Raw genomic sequence first — 20,360 nt, 5'->3', positions numbered from 1 at the left:
GCTCCGGACTTTGCGGGTGTGCCGGGGCGGGATTGATGGGGCGACGGGAAGCGCATGACAAAGGGGCCGCTGTCACAAGGGCGGGTCTGGGAGCGTCAGGTTTGAGGCGGCGCGGGCCGCCGTGATCAAGGCATAACCGGACGGAGAGCAAGACGCAGACCATGGCAGAGGAGAATGACCGGCAATCTTCGGGGGCTCCGGCACGGCCACCGTTATCTGGTGCATCTGGCAGCGGCGTAGGCGCAAAAGGATTGGGCGATCTGATCCGGCGTGTTCTGTTTGGCCGGGTTTTATATGTTCGCGGGGCGGCGATTTTGGGCTCTGTCATGCTGACCGGGTTGGTGGTGGTTTTGTATGTAGGGTTTGTCGTGACCCTGTTTGCCGGATTTACCGCCGATATCCAGCGCGAGCTTTTAAGCCGCGAGCTTGAGCTAAGCTCGCCTGGCGATCTGGAGCGGCTGGTGTTTCAGGGTTATCACGAGGCACAGCTTAAGGGCGATATCCATGCCATGCGCACCGAAATCAGGATGCTGGACGCTGCGTCGCTGAATGCGGCCCGGCACGGATTGGCGCTGCGGCAGGATGCGATTGCCGCGTGGCGGGCCGCGTTTGATCTTTATGCTGGGCTAGGCGCGGTGATGGTAGCGCAGCCAGACCGGTTTGACCCGGAATTTCGTACCGATTACCTCGCCGCCCTTAATCAGGCCTTTGCCTTTCTGGCGCAAAGCGATTTCAGTGCCGAGGCGGGGCGACCCTCGCCCGACACGGCGCGTACCGACGAGGGCAAGGAAGTGATCGCCAATCTTGACACTGCCCTGTCGCATATGAAGCTTGCGCCCGGCGTGAGCGAGGCCTTTGCAACCGATATCCAAAGCCGGATCGATGCGATCCGCAATGCGGTGATGAGCTTTGGCGAGAAAGCGGCGCGCGCCCAGGTGGCCTGGGCCAATATCACCGCCGAACAGGCGCAAGCCGACCGGCTGCGCGCCAGCCTGATGGCGGAGCTTTCCGACCTGCGCGAAGAACATGCCGCCCTTTGGGCCGACGAGGATGCGACGGATGATGGCGGGCGACGGTCGCTGGTCGCCCTGTTTCAGCAGCCGCTGGGCGGGGTGCTGTCGCTTCTGCTTCAGATGCCGGGGATTGTCCTGACACTGCTGGTGACGGTGGCGGCGGGCGGCCTTGGCTCCGTCGTCAGCTTCACCCGTCGCTATCGCCGGGTGGGAGAGGGCGGCGAGGCGGATATTGAGATGGCCGGAGGCGATATGGCACCGGTTCCGGCAGAACAGGCGCCCGAAACCGGTTTTGCTGCGGCGGGCCGCCTGATGGTGATGACCGGCGAGGGGATTGCTGCCGCGATTGCGATTTTCCTGTTTACCGAGGCCGGGATGCTGATGGTGACCCAGGGCGGGCCGGACGGATCGGGCAATATCGAAATCAGTGCGTTCCTCGTGACCTTCATGGCGTTCGTGTCGGGCTTCATGGCCGAGGACGCGTTTAACAAGATACAGGATGCGGGGAGAAAGCTTTTTCGCGTTGGCGGTGATGACGGGCCGGGACCGGCGGGGATGTGAGGGCGCAAAACAAAACCGGCAGGGGATGCCTGCCGGTTTGGAGGGATAAGCTTATGACCGCGAGGATCAGATGGCGGACGTGCCGTAACGCGGGGCGTTACGCTGCGTATTGCTGCCGGCTTCGGCATAGGCCTGGCTTGCCTGCGCGGTCTGCGTGACCTGCGACTGAAGGACCTGTTCATCACGTTCCGGCGTTGTATCGGCTGCTTCCTTGGCCGTGCTGTTTTCAAACAGTTCGGTCAGGCGGGCTTCGATGGATTTCAGCCCCTCGTTCAGACGATCTTCGGTTTCGTTGATATTGCCATTGATCGTGTCATTAAGCGCGCCAAGCCCTTCAAGGAATTCACGTGCCTGTTCAAGTCCCTTGGCAATGCCTTCGCTGGCCTGATCGAAAATCTCGCGGGCTTCTTCCTCGCTTCCGGCATTGGCGGCGATCAGATCGCCGACACGGGCAAGGATACGATCAGCCACCGCTTCGGGGGTGTAATCGGACGGATCGACACCCTGGATCGAAAGGCCGGTCGAAGACAGGCTTTCATTGATTGCCGAAACGATCTGATCGGCCGACAGAAGATTGGCTGACTGTGAAGAGAGCGAAACCGAGGTCGCACTGGCAAAAGAGGAGGCAATAGAATTGTTCGACCCGGATTTCGAGTCGTCATTACCGGGCAGGTAAGACTGCGCGCTGCGGCTGGAGCCGTTTGCTGCCTGCGATGTCAGTCCGCCGATGGTGATATCCATGCCGTCCTCCCTGGACGCGGGTTATATGTGTACAAATCCTTGATCGGGCTTGATACACGGTGATTTCCTGATGGCCTGCGCGGGCACCTGCTTGGTACGGATCGCGCGCCGGAAGTCTTTACGCACGGTTAATATCGCACAATCGGGGCGAAAAGGCCATAGACAGTTATATAGGTTCGGTCGGGCGATGTGCAAACCCGTCATGCGCGATACGCGGCTTTTCGGACTTGCATCGGGGCCGGTTGTGGCGGTTATCCTGCACTCTGATATTGCAACAGGGGCCAAGCCCGATTATTGAACAGGGTTTATGCGAGTTATGTTGCAAGAATTTCTTGCCCGGAACGCGTCGAGGTTTTCTCCGCATCCGGTATTTTGAGTTTAGGAGCTGTTTGACGGTGGCGAACTATCAGGAAAGTGCGCGCGAATTTGAAAAGCGCTGGCAGGATTACTGGCGGGAAAACGATATCTATCGTACCCCCAATCCGGGCGATGCCGATTTCGACGCCGCCAAAAAGAAAAAAGTCATCCTTGATATGTTCCCCTATCCAAGCGGGGTTGGTCTTCATATCGGCCATCCGCTGGGTTATATCGCGACCGACGTCAAGGCACGGTTCGAACGGATGCGCGGTTTCAACGTGCTGCATTCCATGGGCTTTGATGCCTTTGGCCTGCCGGCCGAGCAGTTCGCCATCCAGACCGGACAGCATCCGCGCATCACGACCGAAGCCAATATCGAAAACATGCTGCGCCAGTTGCAGGTGATCGGCCTTGGCCATGATCCGCATCGTCGCTTTGCCTCGACCGATGTCGATTATTACAAATGGACGCAATGGATTTTCCTTCAGCTTTTCAACAGCTTCTATGACCCGACCGTCGAATGGAAAGGCCCGCAGGGGCAGACCATCACGGGCCGTGCCCGCCCGATTGCCGAGCTTCGCGGGCTGCTTGAAAGCGGGGAATGGTTGTTGGATGAGGACGGCGTGCCGCAGCCAAAATCCGTCATTGGCGAAGGTACGAAGGCAGAAGGCAAGGAAGTGGACCGTGCGATTGATCGCGGGCGTCTGGCCTATGTCGATGAGGTTCCGGTCAACTGGTGCCCGATGCTGGGTACGGTCCTGTCGAACGAGGAAGTCACCAACGAAGGCAAGTCCGAACGCGGTGATTACCCGGTTTACAAGCGCCCGCTGAAACAGTGGATGTTGCGCATTACCGATTATGCCGATCGTCTGGTTGCTGACCTTGAAGGACTGGACTGGCCCAACGGCGTTGTCGAGATGCAGAAAGGCTGGATCGGTCGTTCCGTCGGTGCGCGGGTCAATTTCCCGGTGGCATTGGCCGATGGCGGCAAGGATAAGATCGCGGTCTATACCACGCGCCCCGATACGATTTTTGGCGCGACCTATATGGTGCTGGCTCCAGAACATCCTCTGGTTGATGCGCTGACGACGGCCGATCAGAAGGACGCGGTTGCGGCCTATCGTGCCGAGGTCAAACTGGCTGGTCCGGTATCGTCCAAGGATGAAGCCAACCGTGAGAAGACAGGTGTGTTTATCGGGGCCTATGCCACCAATCCGGCCAATGGTCAGCAGATTCCGGTGTGGATTGCCGATTATGTCCTGATGGGCTATGGCACCGGCGCGATCATGGCGGTCCCGGCGGGCGATCAGCGCGATTTCGAATTTGCCCATAAATTCGGCCTGCCGATTGTTGCCACCACCAAGCCGTCGGAAAGCTGGCTTCGAGCCAATGCTCCGGCTGATGCGGTCGATCTTGACGATGCGGCCCTGCTGGCGCGTTACGAAACCGCCCCTGGTGATTTCAAAGTCGCGCAGACCGATATCGGCGATACAATCAATTCTGCCAATGACGAGGTTAGCCTGAACGGGCTCTCGACCCCGGATGCCAAGGCAAAAATCATTGAGTGGCTGGAAGCCAGAAACATCGGCCGCGGTCGGGTTCAGTACAAACTGCGCGACTGGCTGTTTTCGCGCCAGCGTTATTGGGGTGAACCGTTCCCGGTGCTGTTTGATCAGGAAACCGGACAGGTGCATGGCGTGGCCGAAGCTGCCCTGCCCGTGGTTCTGCCGGAAATGACCGATTTCAAACCGCAATCAAACGAAGACCCGAATTCCGAGCCTGAGCCGCCGCTGGCACGTGCCAAGGAATGGATGGAAGTCACCGGGATCGTGCTTGCCGATGGTTCGGTCCTGCCGGTGGATGCGGCTGTTGGTTCGACCCACAGCCATGCCGGTGCAGATTACGAAGTACGTTCGTTCCGTCGTGATGCCAACTCGATGCCGAACTGGGCCGGGTCGTGCTGGTATTATCTGCGTTATTTCGACGCACAAAACGATCAGGCTTTTGCATCGGATGCGGCGGCGGCCTATTGGGCCAATACTACCGATGACAATGGCAATGCCAAGCCGGGTGCTGTCGACCTTTATGTTGGCGGCGCGGAACATGCGGTGCTGCATCTTCTATATTCACGCTTCTGGCACAAGGTCCTATTTGACCTTGGCTATGTCGCGACACCCGAACCGTTCCAGAAGCTGTTCAATCAGGGCATGATCACGGCCGATGCCTATACTGACGCGCGCGGCGTTTATGTCGACATCCATGATGTTGAAATGCGCGATGTTGACGGTAAAAAGCAGCCGTTCAATGCTAAAACGAACGAAGCACTGATTACCGTTCCTGGCAAAATGGGCAAGCGGTATAAAAACGGCATCCCGCCGGAAGAAATTTGCGATCAATATACGATTGATACCTTCCGGACTTACGAGATGTATATGGGGCCGCTCGACAGTTCCAAGCCGTGGCAGTCCGATGCGATTGTTGGCATGATGCGTTTCCTCTCCAACGTCTGGAAGGTCGCAACCCAGATGGAACGCACCAGCGACGTCGATGGCAAGATCGAGACGCTTTTGCATAAAACCATCGCCAAGGTGACCAACGACATCGCCGAACTGCGGCTGAATACCGCGATTGCGGCACTGATCGAACTGACCAACGCCATGACCCGCCAGAATGCGGTGCATGACGATCATGTTCGTGCGCTTGCCCTGATGGTCGCACCCTTTGCGCCGCATCTGGGCGAAGAGCTTATGAGCCGTATGGCAGAGGCCGAATTTGGTTCCAAAAAATCGGTGATCAAGTTTGACTGGCCGGCATTTGACGCCGAAAAGGCTAAGGACGACGAATTTGAAGTCCCGGTTCAGGTTAATGGCAAAAAGCGCGGTTCGATCATGGTGGCGGCCGATACCGATCAGGCAACGGTCGAAACAATGGCAAAGGCCGATGAAAATGTCGCCCGCCATCTTGAAGGCATGCAGATCGTCAAGGTGATCTATATCGCCAAGCCGACCCCGAAACTGATCAATATTGTGGTCAAGGGTTAAGCTCATCGCGACAGGTTTCACACAAACAGGGCGTTCTTAAGCGAATACCCTGTTTGTCTTTGACTGGGATTATTGACGGTTGTGCACGTGCTGGCTAGAAGTCAGACAGAATTCAAATTCAAGGGTTAAGCAATGAGCCACGGGCGCAAGATTTCAGTTATTGGTTTGGGTTATGTCGGATTGCCGGTGGCGGTGGCGTTTGGGACCGAAGCCGGTCGTGTCGTGGCGTTTGATATCAACAAGGCGCGTATTGCCCAGCTTAAGGCCGGGCATGACGCGACCGGCGAGGTTGATGATCACGAGCTTGCAGCGGCCGATTTGCTTCTTAGCGATAACCCGGACGATTTGCGTCAGGCCGATTTCCATATTGTGACTGTGCCGACCCCAATTGACAAATCAAACCGCCCGGACCTGTCACCGTTGCGATCTGCATCGAAAACCGTTGGTGCAATCCTTAAGAAGGGCGACATCGTTGTTTATGAAAGCACGGTTTATCCGGGCGCGACCGAGGAAGAATGCGTGCCGATCCTGGAGCAGCTTTCGGGGTTGAAGGCAGGGATCGATTTCACGGTGGGTTATTCGCCTGAACGCATCAATCCTGGAGACCGCGAACATCGCTTTACCACCATAACCAAGGTTGTGTCGGGGCAGACGCCTGAAACGCTTGAAATCGTTGCGGCGGTTTATGGATCTGTCGTCAAGGCTGGGATCCACAAGGCACCGACGATCAAGGCCGCGGAGGCCGCTAAGGTGATTGAAAATACCCAGCGCGATCTGAACATTGCGCTGATGAACGAACTGTCGCTGATCTTTGATCGGGCGGGTATCGATACCCGTGATGTTCTGGATGCCGCGGGCACCAAATGGAACTTCCTGCGCTTTACACCCGGCCTTGTCGGCGGGCATTGCATCGGGGTTGATCCCTATTACCTGACCCACAAATCAGAGGAACTTGGTTATTACCCGCAGGTGGTTCTGGCCGGTCGTCGGGTGAATGACGGCATGGGCGAGGTTGTCGCCAATAAGGTCATTCGGGCGTTGTTGCGCGAAGGAGCGACCAAGAACCCTACTGTGACGGTGCTTGGCCTGACCTTTAAGGAAAACGTGCCCGACATTCGAAATACGCGCGTGATCGATATCATCCGCTCGCTCGAAGATGCCGGGATAAATGTTCAGGTCCATGATCATCATGCCGATGCCGAGGAAGTTCTGCATGAATTCGATGGTCTGAAATTGTGTGGTGATGCCGACCTGAAACCGGCGGATGCCGTCGTGCTGGCGGTGTCACACCGGGAATATGTTGCCAAGGGGTGGCCACTAGTAGAGGGGCTTTTGAAGGATGGTACCGGCTTCGTTGTCGATGTGCGCGCCATTCTGCCGCGTGATGACGTGCCCGCAGGCATCGACCTTTGGCGGTTGTAAAAGCCGCGCCGTTTATTCCTGATACAGATTAAGCTCGCGCTACATCTTTTTGGTCAGGCCGCGCGAGACGATTTTGTGGGATGCTGCCAAATGGTCACGCAGGCTCGCATCATCAAGTCCCGGTGCGTCATAATGCTGGATCCATTTCATCCCGCGCGAGGCAAGATACGGAGCAGGGCGCAAACCTGGTTGTTCCTTTAAAACCTCGTAGGCGATGTCGGATACCTTGAAGGTAATGCCAAGCGTATGACCCTTGGTCCAGCCGCCAATCGCAAAGACCTTGCCGCCGACCTTCCAGACATCCGCACCGCCCCATTGCACAACATGGGTTGTGACCGGCAGAGATTTGCAAAATGTGTTGAATTCATCGCGGGTCATGACGGTATCTTTCACGATTAAGGCTTGCTGGATATTTGGGCCGGCGTGGTTAAAGAGATCAAGAAATGATTTCCTTGATCAGTTGTTGAAGTTCCTTCTCAAACCGATCTGTCCGGAAGTTCTGGTTGCAAAAGGCCTTTGCAGCCCGCGCCATTTCGTGGGATTTGGTTGGTTGGATCAGGGCATCTGAAACAATATTTGCCAGCATTTCCGGATTGCCGGGCTGGCAGATGCGGCCGGTTTCGCCATCGCGAACGATATCAACCAAAGTTCCGATTGCGGAGCTGATGACGGGAACTCCTGCGGCCATGGCTTCGAGCACGACAAGAGGTTGTGCTTCGTTCGGGGAGCGTGACGGAAACAGAAAAAGGTTGGCGTTGGATAGAAGTTCGGTGCGGATATCCGCATCGACCGGACCATGATAGTGGCAGTGATCCGAAAGGTTCAAATTACGGATCAATTGTGCAAGTTCGCAGGTTGAGAGGTCGCCTTCGGCGCCTGCGATATCAAGCGCGAAATCGATATTACGCTGTTTGAGGATTGCACAGGCCGCCAGCACATCATCGATACCTTTGCTGCGAAAAAGGTTTGATAGATAAAGCATACGCGGCGTTATGGTGCTGATCGGGTCGTGATCGATCATGAAGGCCGTATCGGGCAGGCAATTGGCGATGATTTTTGATCGGCATTGAAGGCCATCAATTTCATTGCGCAACGCCTTGCCTAGAATAATGGCGGTTTGCCCGGCAAAGGCATGGCGTTGCAAAAATGCGATTAACCATTGGCTGCGCCCGGTTTGCAATCCACGGCCATGCAGATGCAGTATGGTTGCGATGCCAAGGATTTTGGCCGTCATCACATAAAGACAATCGCGATAAAACGCGCCCCCAGTTGGGGCGAAGCAGACATAAAGTGCATCGGGTTTTCGCCGGAGTGCGAGCAATAGTTTTAGCCAAAGTCCCAGAGCCATAACCAGTTTGCCCAATCTCATCCTGGCAATATCGCGGGGATTTTTGGCAAAGCGCATTTCAAGCACTGTCACATCACAGATTTTGCGAAGCGCGACCAAAGCCCGTTCATTCATGGTTGCCGCCCCGTGCATCGGCGGGGGCAGTTGCACCAAGGCAATGATCCGCGGTGGTTTCGTCATCGGCCAATCCCCGACAAACGTTTCAGATCGAAAATGCGCATCCAATGTGGTGGCGCGATAGCCCGGCGATGTCGGGCCAGAACAATGCGTAAAGTTTCTTGATAGACCGGGTCGGGGATGGAGGCAAAATGGCGTGTCTCGGGATTAGTGTTTCGCGTAATCAATTGTCGGCGAAACTGCCAGATGGAGGTCATGGGCAGGCTTGCGACGCGTAGATAAAAATCAAGATCGATGCAGCACGGCAGTACCGGGTCATAGCCACTGGCCATTTCCCAGATATCGCGATGAAACGCCAATGACGAGTGATGCAGCGGGTTGCTGCGATAAAGCCGTGTGGCCGGGATTTGTTGCCACGGGTTGCGGGCGTTTGGTGTGGCTGTTTCCTGTCCTGTGGCGAAGGCAAGGGCGTTTGGACGATCCATGAGAAAGGCGGCCTGTATCGACAGGCGATCCGGGTGAGACACATCATCGATATCCTGAATGGCAATCAGGTGGGTTGTCGCATTGGAAATGGCAAGATTAAGGGCGGCTCCCCTGCCAATCGGGGGGCAGCAAATCAGTTTGACTCTTGTTGCTTGGCCGGGAAGGATGACCGGGTTTACCGAACCATCATCGACAAGGATGGCAACATCCTGCGGGCGGAGAATTTTGTAAAGATTGGCAAAATAGCGTTCCAGAAAGGCATCGCCATCCCGAACCGTGGTGATCATGGTGATCGCATCATCCTTGGTCATGAGGGTCTCCAGACGATGCGAAGTGTTGCGGTGCCTTGGTTCGGGACAAAGATCGTTCTGACCGGGCCGGTTACGGCAAACAGGCTATCATCGGTGATATGGAGCGGATGGTCCGCGATCAGGTGGAGGTTCAAATCGGGGAAATCAATCCGGTTTTCGCCGGGTTTTTCGAAGGCCAAACCGGCGGGGACCAGCAGGCGGAACAGATGCAGGTTGGATCGGCTGTCTGTATCGACCTGATCATGGATGACAATTTCGTTCTCGTTGAATGTGATGTCGCGCTGGCCCCGGCGACCTGCCAGCCTGAATGTGATCTTTGCGGTGCTATCGCTTATCGTGCCGGATGTGAAGGTGCTCCACGCCTGTTGACCGGCAAAGGCCGGAAGTGGCAGTGATGCCGGGCCATAAAGGCTTGAAAAGTCCTCTTCGCCGCCGGTGGGAGGCAGGAACACATGACCGTTTGTGATCAGCACCGGCGCGGTCGTGATATGATAGGACGACTTTCCGCGCAGGCACATGCGGGCGTGATAATGATCGGTGTCGTGGATCAGCAGGAAATCGGCATTGGCGCGAATTGTTGGCGCATGTTCGGGCGAACTATCGATTGCTGCGCGCAGCAGCCAGAAGCCGGTAAAAGCCAGATAATCGTAATGCCGGTTATAGCTGTACCAGCCCGGTGTTTGTGGATTATCCGGGCCGGGATCATCTGGTAAAGGATTGGGGGCAAGCAGGTTGAGCGACAATGTTTCGGTTTGCAGCAAGGTCTGTTCAAGGCGAAACAGGATGGCTTCGGCCTCAGCGCGATAGCCGTGTTTGAGCAGGGCATAAAGGGCGGTCGTTGCGCCAAAGCTCTGTCCGGCACCGCGCCCGACAAGGTTGGGGATGCCTGTTGTTGCGCAAAGTCGGGCAATCAGATCAGTGGCCTTCGCCGCGATTTTGCGTTGGGCTGGCATAGGGCTATCGGTCAGCAAGGCGGCGCAGAAGGCATGATATTGCGCGGAAAAACAGCCGGGGCGGTCCATGAAGACCGGTGCGCGCCAGAAGCGGGTACGAGTATAAAGCCAGTCCAGTTTTGCACGCAGTTTATCCCGCCATGAACCGGATTGGCGGATACGCATTGCAAGGATGTGCCAGTTTGCGACACTGGGCGATTGGTATGGGGAGTTTCGCAAGATGGCATTACAGGTTTCGGCGTTTATGTCCGGGCAGTTTTCCAGTGCGTATTCGATGAATTCGCGATGATAACGGTGGTCCTGAATTTCGGTTTTCAGCGCATTGACGGCCGCCCTAATTTGTGGCGTGTAGTGATCGTCACCAAGGTTTTGCCAAAGGGCGACGGCATAGGCCTTGGCGTAAAAGCTGTGCTGGGGGAAATCGCCATTTTCGCATTGCTGATCGGCCAGTTGATCCGCGATCAGCCGGGCAAGGCGAAGGCAGCGTTCGTGCAAATCCGATTGGCCTAAGCGAAGCGACATGTGACCTCCAGCATCAGGGACTGACTTGATTTCAGCCTGTTAAGCGGGACTGCCTGTATTTCGGGACAGCGTCGGCCAAGTCGTTCGCGCAAGCGCCAGAAAGCAGCTTTGCCACCCGGAAAATTCCAGACCAGATGCGCCAGCCAATCCGGGGCGGACAGGGTGAACAATCGGTTGGCCCAGCGCAACCAGACGTGATCAACCGGACCGATTGGCAGCAGGCGGGCGTGAATGATCCAGTGATCGCCGCGATCACGCAGATAAATGTAAGGCGTAAAGCGACCGGCCCCGTCATAACGATCAAGCGTGACGGAAATGATTGTGCCATCGGTTCCCATCAGTCGGACGGTGCGGACGGGATGCAGGCGGTATCTGTCACTGTCGGTGTGGTGATATTTGCGACCGGCAATTTCGCCGGATTGAATGGTGGGTTTGTCAAAGATCAGCCGGATGACGGCATCCTGTAACAGCCCATCGCGGCGAGCGGAGAGTGTTGCCCGGATGCGAAGCGTTACGGGATCAATCCGGCTTGTCTGGTAATCAAGCGCCCAGTCGCCTTCGGCCAGTTGCCAGTGATCGCCAATCTGGCGTGTGTTGCGGCATTGATCGCTGAGTGTGACGAAAGAGTGCCGATCAGAGCATTCAAAACCCCATGGTCCAAAACGGATATCACCATACTGGCCGGTGATGAGGCGGTTATTGATGATTTCGGCCTGCAATTTCTTCATGCCGGTTTGTTCCGCAAAATGGGATTGCGGTGACATATCGCGATCAGGAGCAGGCAAAGGCTCAGGCGAAGCTGCATAATGATCACAGCATCGGTTTCATGAGGGGAAGCCGGAGGAAGCACGCCTGAGACAACCATAAGAGCAAGGCAAATCCAGCCGGGGAAGAACTGGTTTTCGGTTTCCTGCGATATCAGGATTTGACGCGAGACCATCGCAAGCAGCACGGGCCAGAAGGCCCCTGTGCGCAACAAGGCGACGAGGTCGACATTGACAGTGCCGTAAAAAAGCAGGGCAAGCGTTTCGGGCAGCATCAGAAGTATTGCAGTCATGGCAAGTGGTGGTGCGATCAGCCAGATATCGCGGAGCAGCCCGGCCTGCTTTTTGGCAAATAATGCCGCCGAAATGCTGGCGATGATCGCCGCCGTGATCAGGAAGATGCGTTGGGCCAGCATCAGATTGGCGTGCGCTGCGTCGGGCAGGGTTTGGTCGAGCAGCACGAAATCAAGATTGGGGAGTGCGCCAGCCAGCAGCGTGAAGCCGATCAGATTGATCATCTGGCTGTGGGTGATTTTGGTTATGGCAGTTGGGTGAGTGGCATGACTGCGAAGGGCAAGCAAGGCTCCAGCGATCAGGCTTGCCAGTGAGATTGCTGGTGCGATGGCAAAGAGGGCCAGATTGCTTTGGGTGACGATGGCAACGAAAGCGACGGTGATCCCGGCGATTTGTCCTAGAACGGCGATCAGGGCGATTTTGGAAAGCTGACCGCGTGCCGTGATGATCCAGTCCGGGGCAAGAGCCGCGACCATGGGCATCAGAAGGATCGGCGATGGGGGGATGTCTGTCATGATGACGGCAAACGCGGTTGCCGCGATAGCAAGTGTGAGGCGAAGCGCGCAAAGGGCGAAGGCGGCGCGGCGCTGGTTTGCCTGATAGAGCCGGATCAGAAGCAGGCCGCATCCGGCCTGCGCGATGGTTACGGCAAGGCCGATGGTGGCAACGGCCGCGAAATAGGCCCCTAACTGATCGGGGGCGAAATGATGGCCGATCAAAAGCAGAATGATCATACCGCCAAGGCGTGTGATCAGATTGGCTGAGAGCATCCAGAGCGGATAAATATACGTGCGGAACCTATGCATGGTGGGCAAGAACCCTTTCATAGGCGGCTTCGGATCGAGTGCCGTAATCCATGGTGATATTGGTTGCGATCAGGTCGCGGGCGGCGACGCCAAGTGCCTGAACACGTGCCGGGGCGGCATGCAGGGCCTGGATGGCGTCAATCAGAGCGTTGCTATCGCGGGGCTGGATCAGGAGCCCATTTTTTTGATGGGTAATTGGGATTCCGGCATCTGGGGTCGTGATCACGGCACAGCCAGCCGCCATGGCTTCAAGCACGGCAAGACTACTGCCTTCGGACAGGCTGGGGAAGACGAATATATCGTCGGAGAGCAAGTGCTCGGCAAGCTTCGCCTGTGGCATTGCACCGTGCCAGACGCAACCCTGCGGCAGTTTGGAAAGATAGGCGAACGCACAGGGCTGTGCCGCACCGATCAGATCAAGCGTGATGGAAGGCCCATGACGGGTGCGCAGCGCACGGAAGGCTTCGATCAAAATTCGGATGCCCTTGGCAATCGAGATATTGCCGATATAGAGAAGGCGGGTGATGCTGGGATTTTGTGTCGTTCGTTCGACTTTGACCAATTGAGAACACAGGCCGGACGCAAAGGGCACCAGATGAATGTGTGCCGGATCAATGCCGCATTCTTCAAGTCCGGCGGCAACCACGTTGGAGGGTGCAAAAACGCCATCGGCAAATCGGGCTTCTGCGATGCGGCGGCGGGCAAGGAAGTTTGATATCTCGCGATAACGCAAACCGTGATGGTGATATTCGTCGGCGAGCTGGCGATAGCGGACCGGGGCAAGCTGGCCGGTGACATCCAAAATGATCGTCATGCCATGCGCACGGGCAGCTCGCATGGCGGGAAGGCTGTAATTTCCCTGACCGTGGAGGATACGGGCATCGGGCATATGGAGACGCGCCAGCCATGACAGAGGCAGATCAGAATAGAGGTTTCGCGCGGGAAGATGAAGCTTTTGTGCGAGCTTTCCCAGAATATCGGGCAAGAGGTGTCGGCCGGGAACAGTGGAAAGATGTGGTTCCACCCGCCGGGCCGGCGGGGTGAGAAAACCGCTACCGTCATGACGCCAGAAACTGTCCCAGCGGACCAGCCGGTTATGGTGTGCTAGATGGGCGGCGAGAATGCGGAGCTGGTCATTGCGGCCAATCATCCAGACCGGGGCATTACTGACCAAAACGCGGTTATGCATCAGGCACCTCCGCGCTGGTTGCCATCTTGCAAGCCCGCAAGATGGTTTCGGCGTGATGGGCGGGGGTGTTGTTGGCGATGCGGGAATGCTGCCGGGCTTGGGTTTTCTGCCATGCGGCGCGATCACTTAGCAATCGCGCGCAGGCCGTCATCCATGCGGGCACGATGTTACAAGGCAGAATTTCGGCGGTGCCGAGAATATCGGGAACGCAGCCGACCCGGTTGCTTGCGAGGGCGACTGTGCCGCATGCAATGGCCTCGATCACGGTGACGCCATAGGCATCATTGCGGCTGGGCAGGAGGCAGAGTTTGGCCTGCTGATAGATGCCGGGCAATTTCGCCGGGGGGATTTCTGGCATATGGTAGGTGGCCTTGCTCAGACCTAGTCCCGCAAGCCGGTTTGCAAGGTCGTTCTGGTCGCAGGCCCCGACGATTTGTATACGCTTTGCGTGGCCTTGGCGGTGTAGCCCGGCTGCAATTTCAAGGAAGGTTTCGAAGCCCTTGGATAATGTCGGCCTTCCGCACCATAAAAGATCGACGGGGCGGTCATCAAAGCTGGGAAGATGATTGGGAGCCTTGAAGGAAGGCGGGATCGGGGCGATCAGGATATTGTTTCTGACCTTGCCGGATTCGACAAACCAGTCTTGGCCATTTTCCCCTGTGGCAATGCAGATTTTGGCATGCGCCATCATCGTTTTCCGGATGCAATCGCGAAGACGGTTTTGATAGGTGGCGTCCGATCCGGCCCAACCATCGAACTGTAAAATGGTCGGAATATTGTGTCGGCGGGCATAAAGATGTGCCTGCCAGTGTGCCAGTCCGAAACCGGCAAGGATCAGGACATCAGGCCGGGCGGCGTCAAGGGCGCGGATTAGACCGAAATTAATCGGGATCGTCCGGTTTTCACCAAGCGGGATTTTGATGCCGGGTAGGATTGATTGGGCGAAATCGCCGGTCAGCATCGGCCATGCGCGTTGCGGTTCGTGACGGTGGGTGCAGGTGACGTGGAAGTCGCCATCTGGATTGCGGGCCGGGTTGCAGGCATGAACAAGGCGGGCCAACATGCCATAGGCGCGTTGCCGGTAGGGCGGAACGATATTCGTAAGCAGAATGACCTTCACGCGCCATCACTCTTTGGTGTTTGTCTTGATGACAAAACAATCATAAGTTACTTTGAATTTCAATGCTTTGTCAGATGGTTGTCGGGGTGCGAACAATTGCAGCCATCACATAAAGGGACATTGGGGAGAGAGCGGCGGGGATGACCAGCGACCGAGGGGACTTTTTCGGCCTGATGCTTGATCTGCGCAGGCAGGCGTCATTGGCCGATCACATCTGTTCCAATATCCATCAAGAAGGCTGTTTCCGCCATTTGTCGTTAAATGCGGTCAAATTCGCACAAGCGTGTCGGGATGGCGGTCTTTGGCGTGTTTTGGCGCAGGCCGATTGCCTGTCGGCGGATGGGATGGGGATTGTCTGGTCGGGCCGATTGCTGGGCCTTGCGGTGCCCGAACGGGTGACCGGCATTGATTTGATGGAAAGCCTTTTGCCAAGGTTTGAGGCGGCGGGACATTCGGTCTTTTTGCTAGGCGCCCGTGATGATGTTCTGCATCGCGTGCAAGCACGCCTTCGCCGCGATTTTCCCGAACTGATCATTGCCGGGGTCCATCACGGTTACGACCCCGATGATGCCAAACTGGCCGAAAAGGTTCGGGCCAGCGGTGCGGACGTGGTGTTTGTTGCCCTTCCCAGTCCGCGCAAGGATGCGTTTGTGGTGAATTACGGGCCGAAAACGGGATGCCGTTTTATCATGGGGGTTGGGGGGGCTTTTGATGTGCTGGCCGGTGATATCAGGCGGGCACCGGCGATGATGCAGCGATGCGGGCTGGAATTTGCATGGCGCATTGCCATGGCACCGCGCACGATGGGGCCACGGTATGGCCGCGGGCTTTGGCGGTTTGCCGGTGGTATCATTCCGGCAATCTTGCGGGCATGGGCTGGACGATTTTACCGCGCCGCAGGTTGGGTCGTGATTGTCGGATTTGCGATCTGGCTTGTGTTGACACCCGCCGATGCCAGCGGACAGGTGGTTTTACCCCCACCTGAAATCGAAGCGGCCGAGGCAAATGCAAGCCAGATCATGCAATTCCTGACCGATCAGCTATCCGAAAACGACACTGTGGAAATTGACGATACGGTCGATGCCCTGATTGCAAGATTGTTGGGGCGGGATGTGGTGACAAGCGAAGGCAATCTGGGGCCAGAGGATTTCAGGATGGTCTTGCTGGTTCTGGATCGGGTTCTGGCATTGACGCAGATGCTCATGTCCGGCGGGACAGGCAGTTTTCTGATGGAATTGATCGTTATGAAGGCAGTGCTTCGGGTGGTGGCAATGTATCCCGAACCCATGATGCGTGACGCGATGGCAGCAGGAACGATGCCTGAAATCTCAAGGCGGTTTTTTGATGCGGGATATCGTGCGCAAGCCGTTGCTTCAGAGACAACCGACAATACCAGTCCCGGATCGATATCAAAGCCACCTCAGCCCTTTTTGCCAATTCGTTTCAGCATGTATTACAGGCAATGGGACCCGGCGGCGGCGCAAAGCTGGAACACGAGCCTTACGGAAGAAAGGGCAGATACCGATCAGTCGGACTGGATTGAACAGCCGTCGGTCAGCCCGCGATGAGGCATTCGGATCAACTGCAAACCGACAAGGATACAGACTTGACGTTGATCGATCTGTTCGCGGTGCTGTGGCAGCGCCGCGGGATTGTGATGCTGGTTTTTGTTGCGGTGTTGATGGTGGCCGCGGCTCTTATTCCCCGACTGATGCCAACCTATCGTTCGGTGGCCGAAATTGCCTTTGTGATCGATCGCGAAGATACCCCGATAGACGGGGGCGGGGTCGCGCAGCATCTGGAAACCGCAATGGCGGAGCTTCGCGGGAATGAAGTACTGGCAATCGCACTTTCGGTCCTGCGCGGTGAGGGCGTTCAGATCGTGCCCGCGATTGACGGAAGTGAAGGAAATGAAGCAGGCGATAACCGCGTACTTGGTGCCCTGCGATCACGGATCGAGGTGGTGCGCATTGGCAATGCGTCCGTGATCAAGGTTAGTGTGACCGATCATGATGCGGCGCAAAGCCAGAAAATCCTGAATGCTGTTATCGACAGTTACCTTTGGCAGCGCGAAAGTGCACGCAAACAGGGACTTCGCGCGAGGTTGATGGAAACGTCCGAACAGCTTTTGGCCGCGAACGCAAAGCTGGCGCAGGCCGAAACCGATCTTTCGGCGTGGCAGCAGCAGGCAGGCTTTATCGAACCCGATGAAAGCCGTTTGATGCTGGACCGGATTTATCAATTGAATGGCATGCTGGAGGTTGCGCGGCGTGATCTGGAACGGGCACGCCTGATGGCAGATGCGCGTAAGAATGCGCAGTCGATTGATGCCCTTCTGGCCCTGCCACCGATTGCCAATAATGAAACGGTTCGAAGGCTTTCTGGGCAATATGACGAGGTGCGTCGAAATCATGCGGCATTGGATCAGCGATACGGTCCCAAGCATCCGGCGATGATTGCTGTTCATCGCGAACTTGAAACCGTGCAGCGGCATCTGCGCGACGCCGTGTTGGTGGCGGCAGAGAAGATCGCGCTTGATCTGCGAGATGCGCAAAAACAATATGATGTGATCAGAAGCCAGCGTGATGACTGGCAGGAAAAATTGACTGTCCGCCATGAAAAGGCACAGGGGCAGGCCGCCCTTTTGCGCGCGGTGGAACTGATGCGCAGCGAAGCCGACAAGCTTGGCACAACGGAGCAGGAACTTCGTATCGCATTGGCTGCATTTCAAAGTGATGTGACGGTGATGCAGGCCGCAAGCCTGCCTGAAACGGCGGAGTTTCCGACTAGGCGCGATTTGTGGATGGCGGCAGTTCTGGTCGCGCTTTTTGCCGCTGTTGTTGCGGGGATGCTAAGACACTATTTCGATCAGGCGATCCATGATGACGGGAATTTGGAAGACCGGTTTGGTATTCCGCTTTATGCTCGGACTCCCCAAGTTGATGACCCCTTTGCCAGTGCGGTTTCGATGGAGGAAGCGGTTGGCCATCTGGCGGTTTTGATCAATATCCTTGCCAAAACGCGCGTGCATGCGGGCCGCGCCCATGTCAGTTGCATCGGGTCGGCTGTGCCGGGCGAGGGCAAAAGCAGACTGGCGCGTGATCTTGCGACAAGCTTTGCGACTGCGGGGATGAAGACTATTCTGCTTGATGGCGATCTGCGCCACCCAGCGGGATTTGCGCGTGTCGGCAACGTGTCGGATTTGACGGCGGCTCTGGCCGGTGACGGGACGTTGGAGGACGCTATTCAAAGCGGGGAAGATCACGAATCCTTTGACTATATCGGTGCGCGGGCGTCCGTACCGGGAAGTTTTGCGACCGGCTTGCTTCAGAATGGATTACGGGATGTTCTGGATCATCTGCGCGGTCGTTATGACCGGATCGTGATTGATACTCCGCCGGTTTTATCGGTGGCCGATGCGATACTGCTGATGGGGGCGGCGGATGCACGGTTGCTGGTGCTGCGCCGTGGTTACAGCAAACGCCGTGATGTGCGCGATGCGATCAGTCAGTTGAACGCCGCCGGGTTGGTGCCCGATGGCCTTGTCCTGGCTGCCACACGGGGCAGACCGGCGTATGGTCGGGACAATGCCGACAGGGCGGAGGACGCCTGATGCGTTTTCGCCGAACCCCTATATTTGCCGGGCTGGTTTTGATCGGGATCGGTTTGGGTCGCCTTGGGGCGGAGATGGCGGCATTGCGGAATGTGCCGGATATCGAGGCCGCTTTGCGTGATGGGGATGGATTTGCCGATTACGCAAAGCAGCACGCGGTAACGGCGGCTTTTAAATCAGGCGACTGGATGGCTTTAGAGATATTGACGAGTGCGGAGCTTTTGGATGCGCCGTTTGATCCGGTTTTGATGTCGCTTCGGGCTTTGGCACGGGCGCAGCAACAAGATTTTAATCCGCAGGCGATTGGCGAAGAACTGGATCGGGCCGCACGGATTGCCGGGGATCGTTACGATATTGTGATGCTGCGCGGCTTTGTAATTTCGGCCTTGCTTCAAGTACGGCCAGAAGGGACAGGAAGGGCAGAATGAGTGCAGGCATCGACGCGACCCAGCCGATGCTGGACATGATACCGACCAGAGCCGCAAGGCTGATCATAAGCGTTCGATCCAGACGGTTTTCGGCTGCTCGGAAAGTGCGTGTCAGCCGATACAGGATAAAACCAGCCATCGCTAGCGTTGCGGGAATGCCAAAGATGAGGGCGGCATCCAGCCATAAATTATGGCTGCTGAACCATGCGGCTTTGCGGTTAAGGTCAAGGGTTGCGAAATGATCCATCACCAGCGCAATCGCGTTCGGGCCAAAGCCGGTAAATGGGCGATGGGATATGGCGATGATGGCAGTGTGCCATGCCTCATCGCGCTGGATCAGATCGGGGCGGGCCAGTTCGGCAAAGCGATTGCCAAGATCGGGAATGAGCATGGCGATGACGATCAGGGCGGTTGTAACGCAGGCTACGACAAGAACGGGATAGGTGATGCGTGGCAGCAGGCGGTCTGCTTTTGGGCGAAGCATGATTGCAAAGGTGATGAGGGCAATCGCCAGTGTGAGAACCGCACTTCGCGAATGGCTGGCGAACAGGGCGGATGTGAAAATCAGCACAAGTGCGATCCAGCCAGCCGCGTGATCAATCCGGCTTCCGATTGTGGCCGTGACGTTGGCGCAGAAAAGGTAAAGGGCGCAGATCGCCGCAATCGTCATCAGGCCGCCAAAGGCGTTGCGATTGGCAAAGCTTCCGGTCCAGTCACCAAGATGGGCCTGCTTGGCAAACCAATAGGTGCTTTCAAACGAGAAGATATCGGCAAGACAGGCAAGTGCGACTTGCAGAATTGCCGCAATTATCACGGCCCATGCGATTATGCGGGTGAATTGATTACCTTGCATTTGCGCGCATCCGGCGGCCATCGCATAGACACCGACCAGCCACAAAACACTGCCGATCATTGGCAGGAAGGCGGTTGGGTAAAGGGCAAGGTGCGATGTGTTGAACGGGGCAGGCTGCGTTGGCCAAATCGGTGCGGCCTGCACGGCCAGCCATACAGACAGGAGAGCCCCGGCAATGCCAACCTGTTTGATCGGGCGGGTCAGTTTCGCGTGGCCGAACCATCCCGCCGCCAGCAACCCGATGCCGGTCAGGATGGTCAGAACCGCTATCGCCCAAGGTCGTGCACTGCCCAGCATGATCGGGGCCAGAACGATCTGGGATGTCAGGCAAAATGGCACCAGTCGCTGCATCAGCGTTCCGAAAATATCCATGATTTCAAGCTGATCACGATAGCGGAGTTTTTCGGGTTTGTCCTGTGGT

At 56.8% G+C, this 20,360-nt stretch carries 15 protein-coding genes; 5 read left to right on the top strand and 10 right to left on the bottom strand.

Annotated elements, in window-relative coordinates:
- The first annotated feature begins 161 nt into the window (after positions 1-161).
- Positions 162-1,574, top strand: coding sequence for a hypothetical protein (locus tag AUP42_RS17215; RefSeq protein ID WP_156484646.1), 1,413 nt, complete (start codon positions 162-164; stop codon positions 1,572-1,574).
- Positions 1,575-1,640: 66 nt separating this feature from the next.
- Here the strand turns inward: AUP42_RS17215 and AUP42_RS17210 are convergent, their stop codons facing one another.
- Entirely contained in the window at positions 1,641-2,315 is a 675-nt protein-coding gene (locus AUP42_RS17210) for a DUF5610 domain-containing protein (protein WP_062952806.1), read from the bottom strand.
- A gap of 395 nt (positions 2,316-2,710) precedes the next feature.
- Here AUP42_RS17210 and AUP42_RS17205 point away from each other — a divergent pair, with 395 nt between their 5' ends.
- Both AUP42_RS17205 and AUP42_RS17200 read left to right on the top strand, forming a co-directional pair.
- Positions 2,711-5,713, top strand: coding sequence for a leucine--tRNA ligase (locus AUP42_RS17205; RefSeq protein ID WP_062952805.1), 3,003 nt, complete (start codon positions 2,711-2,713; stop codon positions 5,711-5,713).
- 132 nt (positions 5,714-5,845) lie between these two features.
- Positions 5,846-7,135, top strand: coding sequence for a nucleotide sugar dehydrogenase (locus AUP42_RS17200; protein ID WP_062952804.1), 1,290 nt, complete (start codon positions 5,846-5,848; stop codon positions 7,133-7,135).
- Positions 7,136-7,174: 39 nt separating this feature from the next.
- Here AUP42_RS17200 and AUP42_RS17195 read toward each other — a convergent pair whose 3' ends face one another.
- The 8 genes from AUP42_RS17195 to AUP42_RS17160 are packed head-to-tail and all read right to left on the bottom strand — an operon-like array spanning position 7,175 to position 15,045.
- Positions 7,175-7,513, bottom strand: coding sequence for an MmcQ/YjbR family DNA-binding protein (locus tag AUP42_RS17195; protein ID WP_062952999.1), 339 nt, complete (start codon positions 7,511-7,513; stop codon positions 7,175-7,177).
- Between the two features lie 58 nt (positions 7,514-7,571).
- Positions 7,572-8,663 carry a glycosyltransferase family 4 protein gene (locus AUP42_RS17190; RefSeq protein WP_062952803.1) on the bottom strand — a complete coding sequence of 364 codons (1,092 nt, stop codon included), beginning with the start codon at positions 8,661-8,663 and terminating at the stop codon, positions 7,572-7,574.
- Positions 8,660-9,397 (bottom strand): glycosyltransferase family A protein, encoded by a 738-nt coding sequence (locus AUP42_RS17185; protein ID WP_062952802.1) that lies wholly within the window; start codon positions 9,395-9,397, stop codon positions 8,660-8,662. The genes AUP42_RS17190 and AUP42_RS17185 overlap by 4 nt, the downstream gene beginning before the upstream one ends.
- Entirely contained in the window at positions 9,394-10,872 is a 1,479-nt protein-coding gene (locus AUP42_RS17180; RefSeq protein ID WP_062952801.1) for a hypothetical protein, read from the bottom strand. Before AUP42_RS17180 ends, AUP42_RS17185 begins: the two co-directional genes overlap by 4 nt.
- Positions 10,857-11,600 carry a hypothetical protein gene (locus AUP42_RS17175; RefSeq protein WP_062952800.1) on the bottom strand — a complete coding sequence of 248 codons (744 nt, stop codon included), beginning with the start codon at positions 11,598-11,600 and terminating at the stop codon, positions 10,857-10,859. Before AUP42_RS17175 ends, AUP42_RS17180 begins: the two co-directional genes overlap by 16 nt.
- Positions 11,597-12,736: a hypothetical protein gene (locus AUP42_RS17170; RefSeq protein WP_062952799.1), complete on the bottom strand. Its 1,140-nt coding sequence runs from the start codon at positions 12,734-12,736 to the stop codon at positions 11,597-11,599. Before AUP42_RS17170 ends, AUP42_RS17175 begins: the two co-directional genes overlap by 4 nt.
- The gene (locus tag AUP42_RS17165) at positions 12,729-13,925 is read right to left on the bottom strand and encodes a glycosyltransferase family 4 protein (RefSeq protein WP_062952798.1); all 1,197 of its coding nucleotides are present in this window, start codon (positions 13,923-13,925) and stop codon (positions 12,729-12,731) included. The genes AUP42_RS17170 and AUP42_RS17165 overlap by 8 nt, the downstream gene beginning before the upstream one ends.
- Complete coding sequence (locus AUP42_RS17160) at positions 13,918-15,045, bottom strand: glycosyltransferase family 4 protein (protein WP_062952797.1); 1,128 nt, start codon at positions 15,043-15,045, stop codon at positions 13,918-13,920. Before AUP42_RS17160 ends, AUP42_RS17165 begins: the two co-directional genes overlap by 8 nt.
- Before the next feature lie 140 nt (positions 15,046-15,185).
- Here AUP42_RS17160 and AUP42_RS17155 point away from each other — a divergent pair, with 140 nt between their 5' ends.
- Together AUP42_RS17155 and AUP42_RS17150 are read left to right on the top strand one after the other, a co-directional pair.
- Positions 15,186-16,613 carry a WecB/TagA/CpsF family glycosyltransferase gene (locus AUP42_RS17155; protein ID WP_062952796.1) on the top strand — a complete coding sequence of 476 codons (1,428 nt, stop codon included), beginning with the start codon at positions 15,186-15,188 and terminating at the stop codon, positions 16,611-16,613.
- Positions 16,614-16,651: 38 nt separating this feature from the next.
- Positions 16,652-18,658 carry a GumC family protein gene (locus tag AUP42_RS17150; protein ID WP_197468308.1) on the top strand — a complete coding sequence of 669 codons (2,007 nt, stop codon included), beginning with the start codon at positions 16,652-16,654 and terminating at the stop codon, positions 18,656-18,658.
- Between the two features lie 288 nt (positions 18,659-18,946).
- Here AUP42_RS17150 and AUP42_RS17145 read toward each other — a convergent pair whose 3' ends face one another.
- Positions 18,947-20,311, bottom strand: coding sequence for an O-antigen ligase family protein (locus tag AUP42_RS17145; RefSeq protein WP_062952794.1), 1,365 nt, complete (start codon positions 20,309-20,311; stop codon positions 18,947-18,949).
- Positions 20,312-20,360: the final 49 nt, after the last annotated feature.

Origin of the sequence: Thalassospira lucentensis (assembly GCF_001613805.1) — a bacterium.
In the GTDB taxonomy this organism is placed as follows: Bacteria; Pseudomonadota; Alphaproteobacteria; order Rhodospirillales; family Thalassospiraceae; genus Thalassospira; species Thalassospira lucentensis_A.
Note: the sequence above shows the minus strand (reverse complement) of the source record. Positions and strands in the feature narration are given on the sequence as shown.

What these genes read in the sequence shown, in the direction of transcription:
- AUP42_RS17195 (WP_062952999.1), bottom strand. Translation starts at nt 7,513, where the DNA reads ATGACCCGCGATGAATTCAACACATTTTGCAAATCTCTGCCGGTCACA.
- AUP42_RS17165 (WP_062952798.1), bottom strand. Translation starts at nt 13,925, where the DNA reads ATGCATAACCGCGTTTTGGTCAGTAATGCCCCGGTCTGGATGATTGGC.
- AUP42_RS17215 (WP_156484646.1), top strand. Translation starts at nt 162, where the DNA reads ATGGCAGAGGAGAATGACCGGCAATCTTCGGGGGCTCCGGCACGGCCA.
- AUP42_RS17175 (WP_062952800.1), bottom strand. Translation starts at nt 11,600, where the DNA reads ATGAAGAAATTGCAGGCCGAAATCATCAATAACCGCCTCATCACCGGC.
- AUP42_RS17170 (WP_062952799.1), bottom strand. Translation starts at nt 12,736, where the DNA reads ATGCATAGGTTCCGCACGTATATTTATCCGCTCTGGATGCTCTCAGCC.
- AUP42_RS17180 (WP_062952801.1), bottom strand. Translation starts at nt 10,872, where the DNA reads ATGTCGCTTCGCTTAGGCCAATCGGATTTGCACGAACGCTGCCTTCGC.
- AUP42_RS17200 (WP_062952804.1), top strand. Translation starts at nt 5,846, where the DNA reads ATGAGCCACGGGCGCAAGATTTCAGTTATTGGTTTGGGTTATGTCGGA.
- AUP42_RS17210 (WP_062952806.1), bottom strand. Translation starts at nt 2,315, where the DNA reads ATGGATATCACCATCGGCGGACTGACATCGCAGGCAGCAAACGGCTCC.
- AUP42_RS17190 (WP_062952803.1), bottom strand. Translation starts at nt 8,663, where the DNA reads ATGACGAAACCACCGCGGATCATTGCCTTGGTGCAACTGCCCCCGCCG.
- AUP42_RS17185 (WP_062952802.1), bottom strand. Translation starts at nt 9,397, where the DNA reads ATGACCAAGGATGATGCGATCACCATGATCACCACGGTTCGGGATGGC.
- AUP42_RS17145 (WP_062952794.1), bottom strand. Translation starts at nt 20,311, where the DNA reads ATGGATATTTTCGGAACGCTGATGCAGCGACTGGTGCCATTTTGCCTG.
- AUP42_RS17155 (WP_062952796.1), top strand. Translation starts at nt 15,186, where the DNA reads ATGACCAGCGACCGAGGGGACTTTTTCGGCCTGATGCTTGATCTGCGC.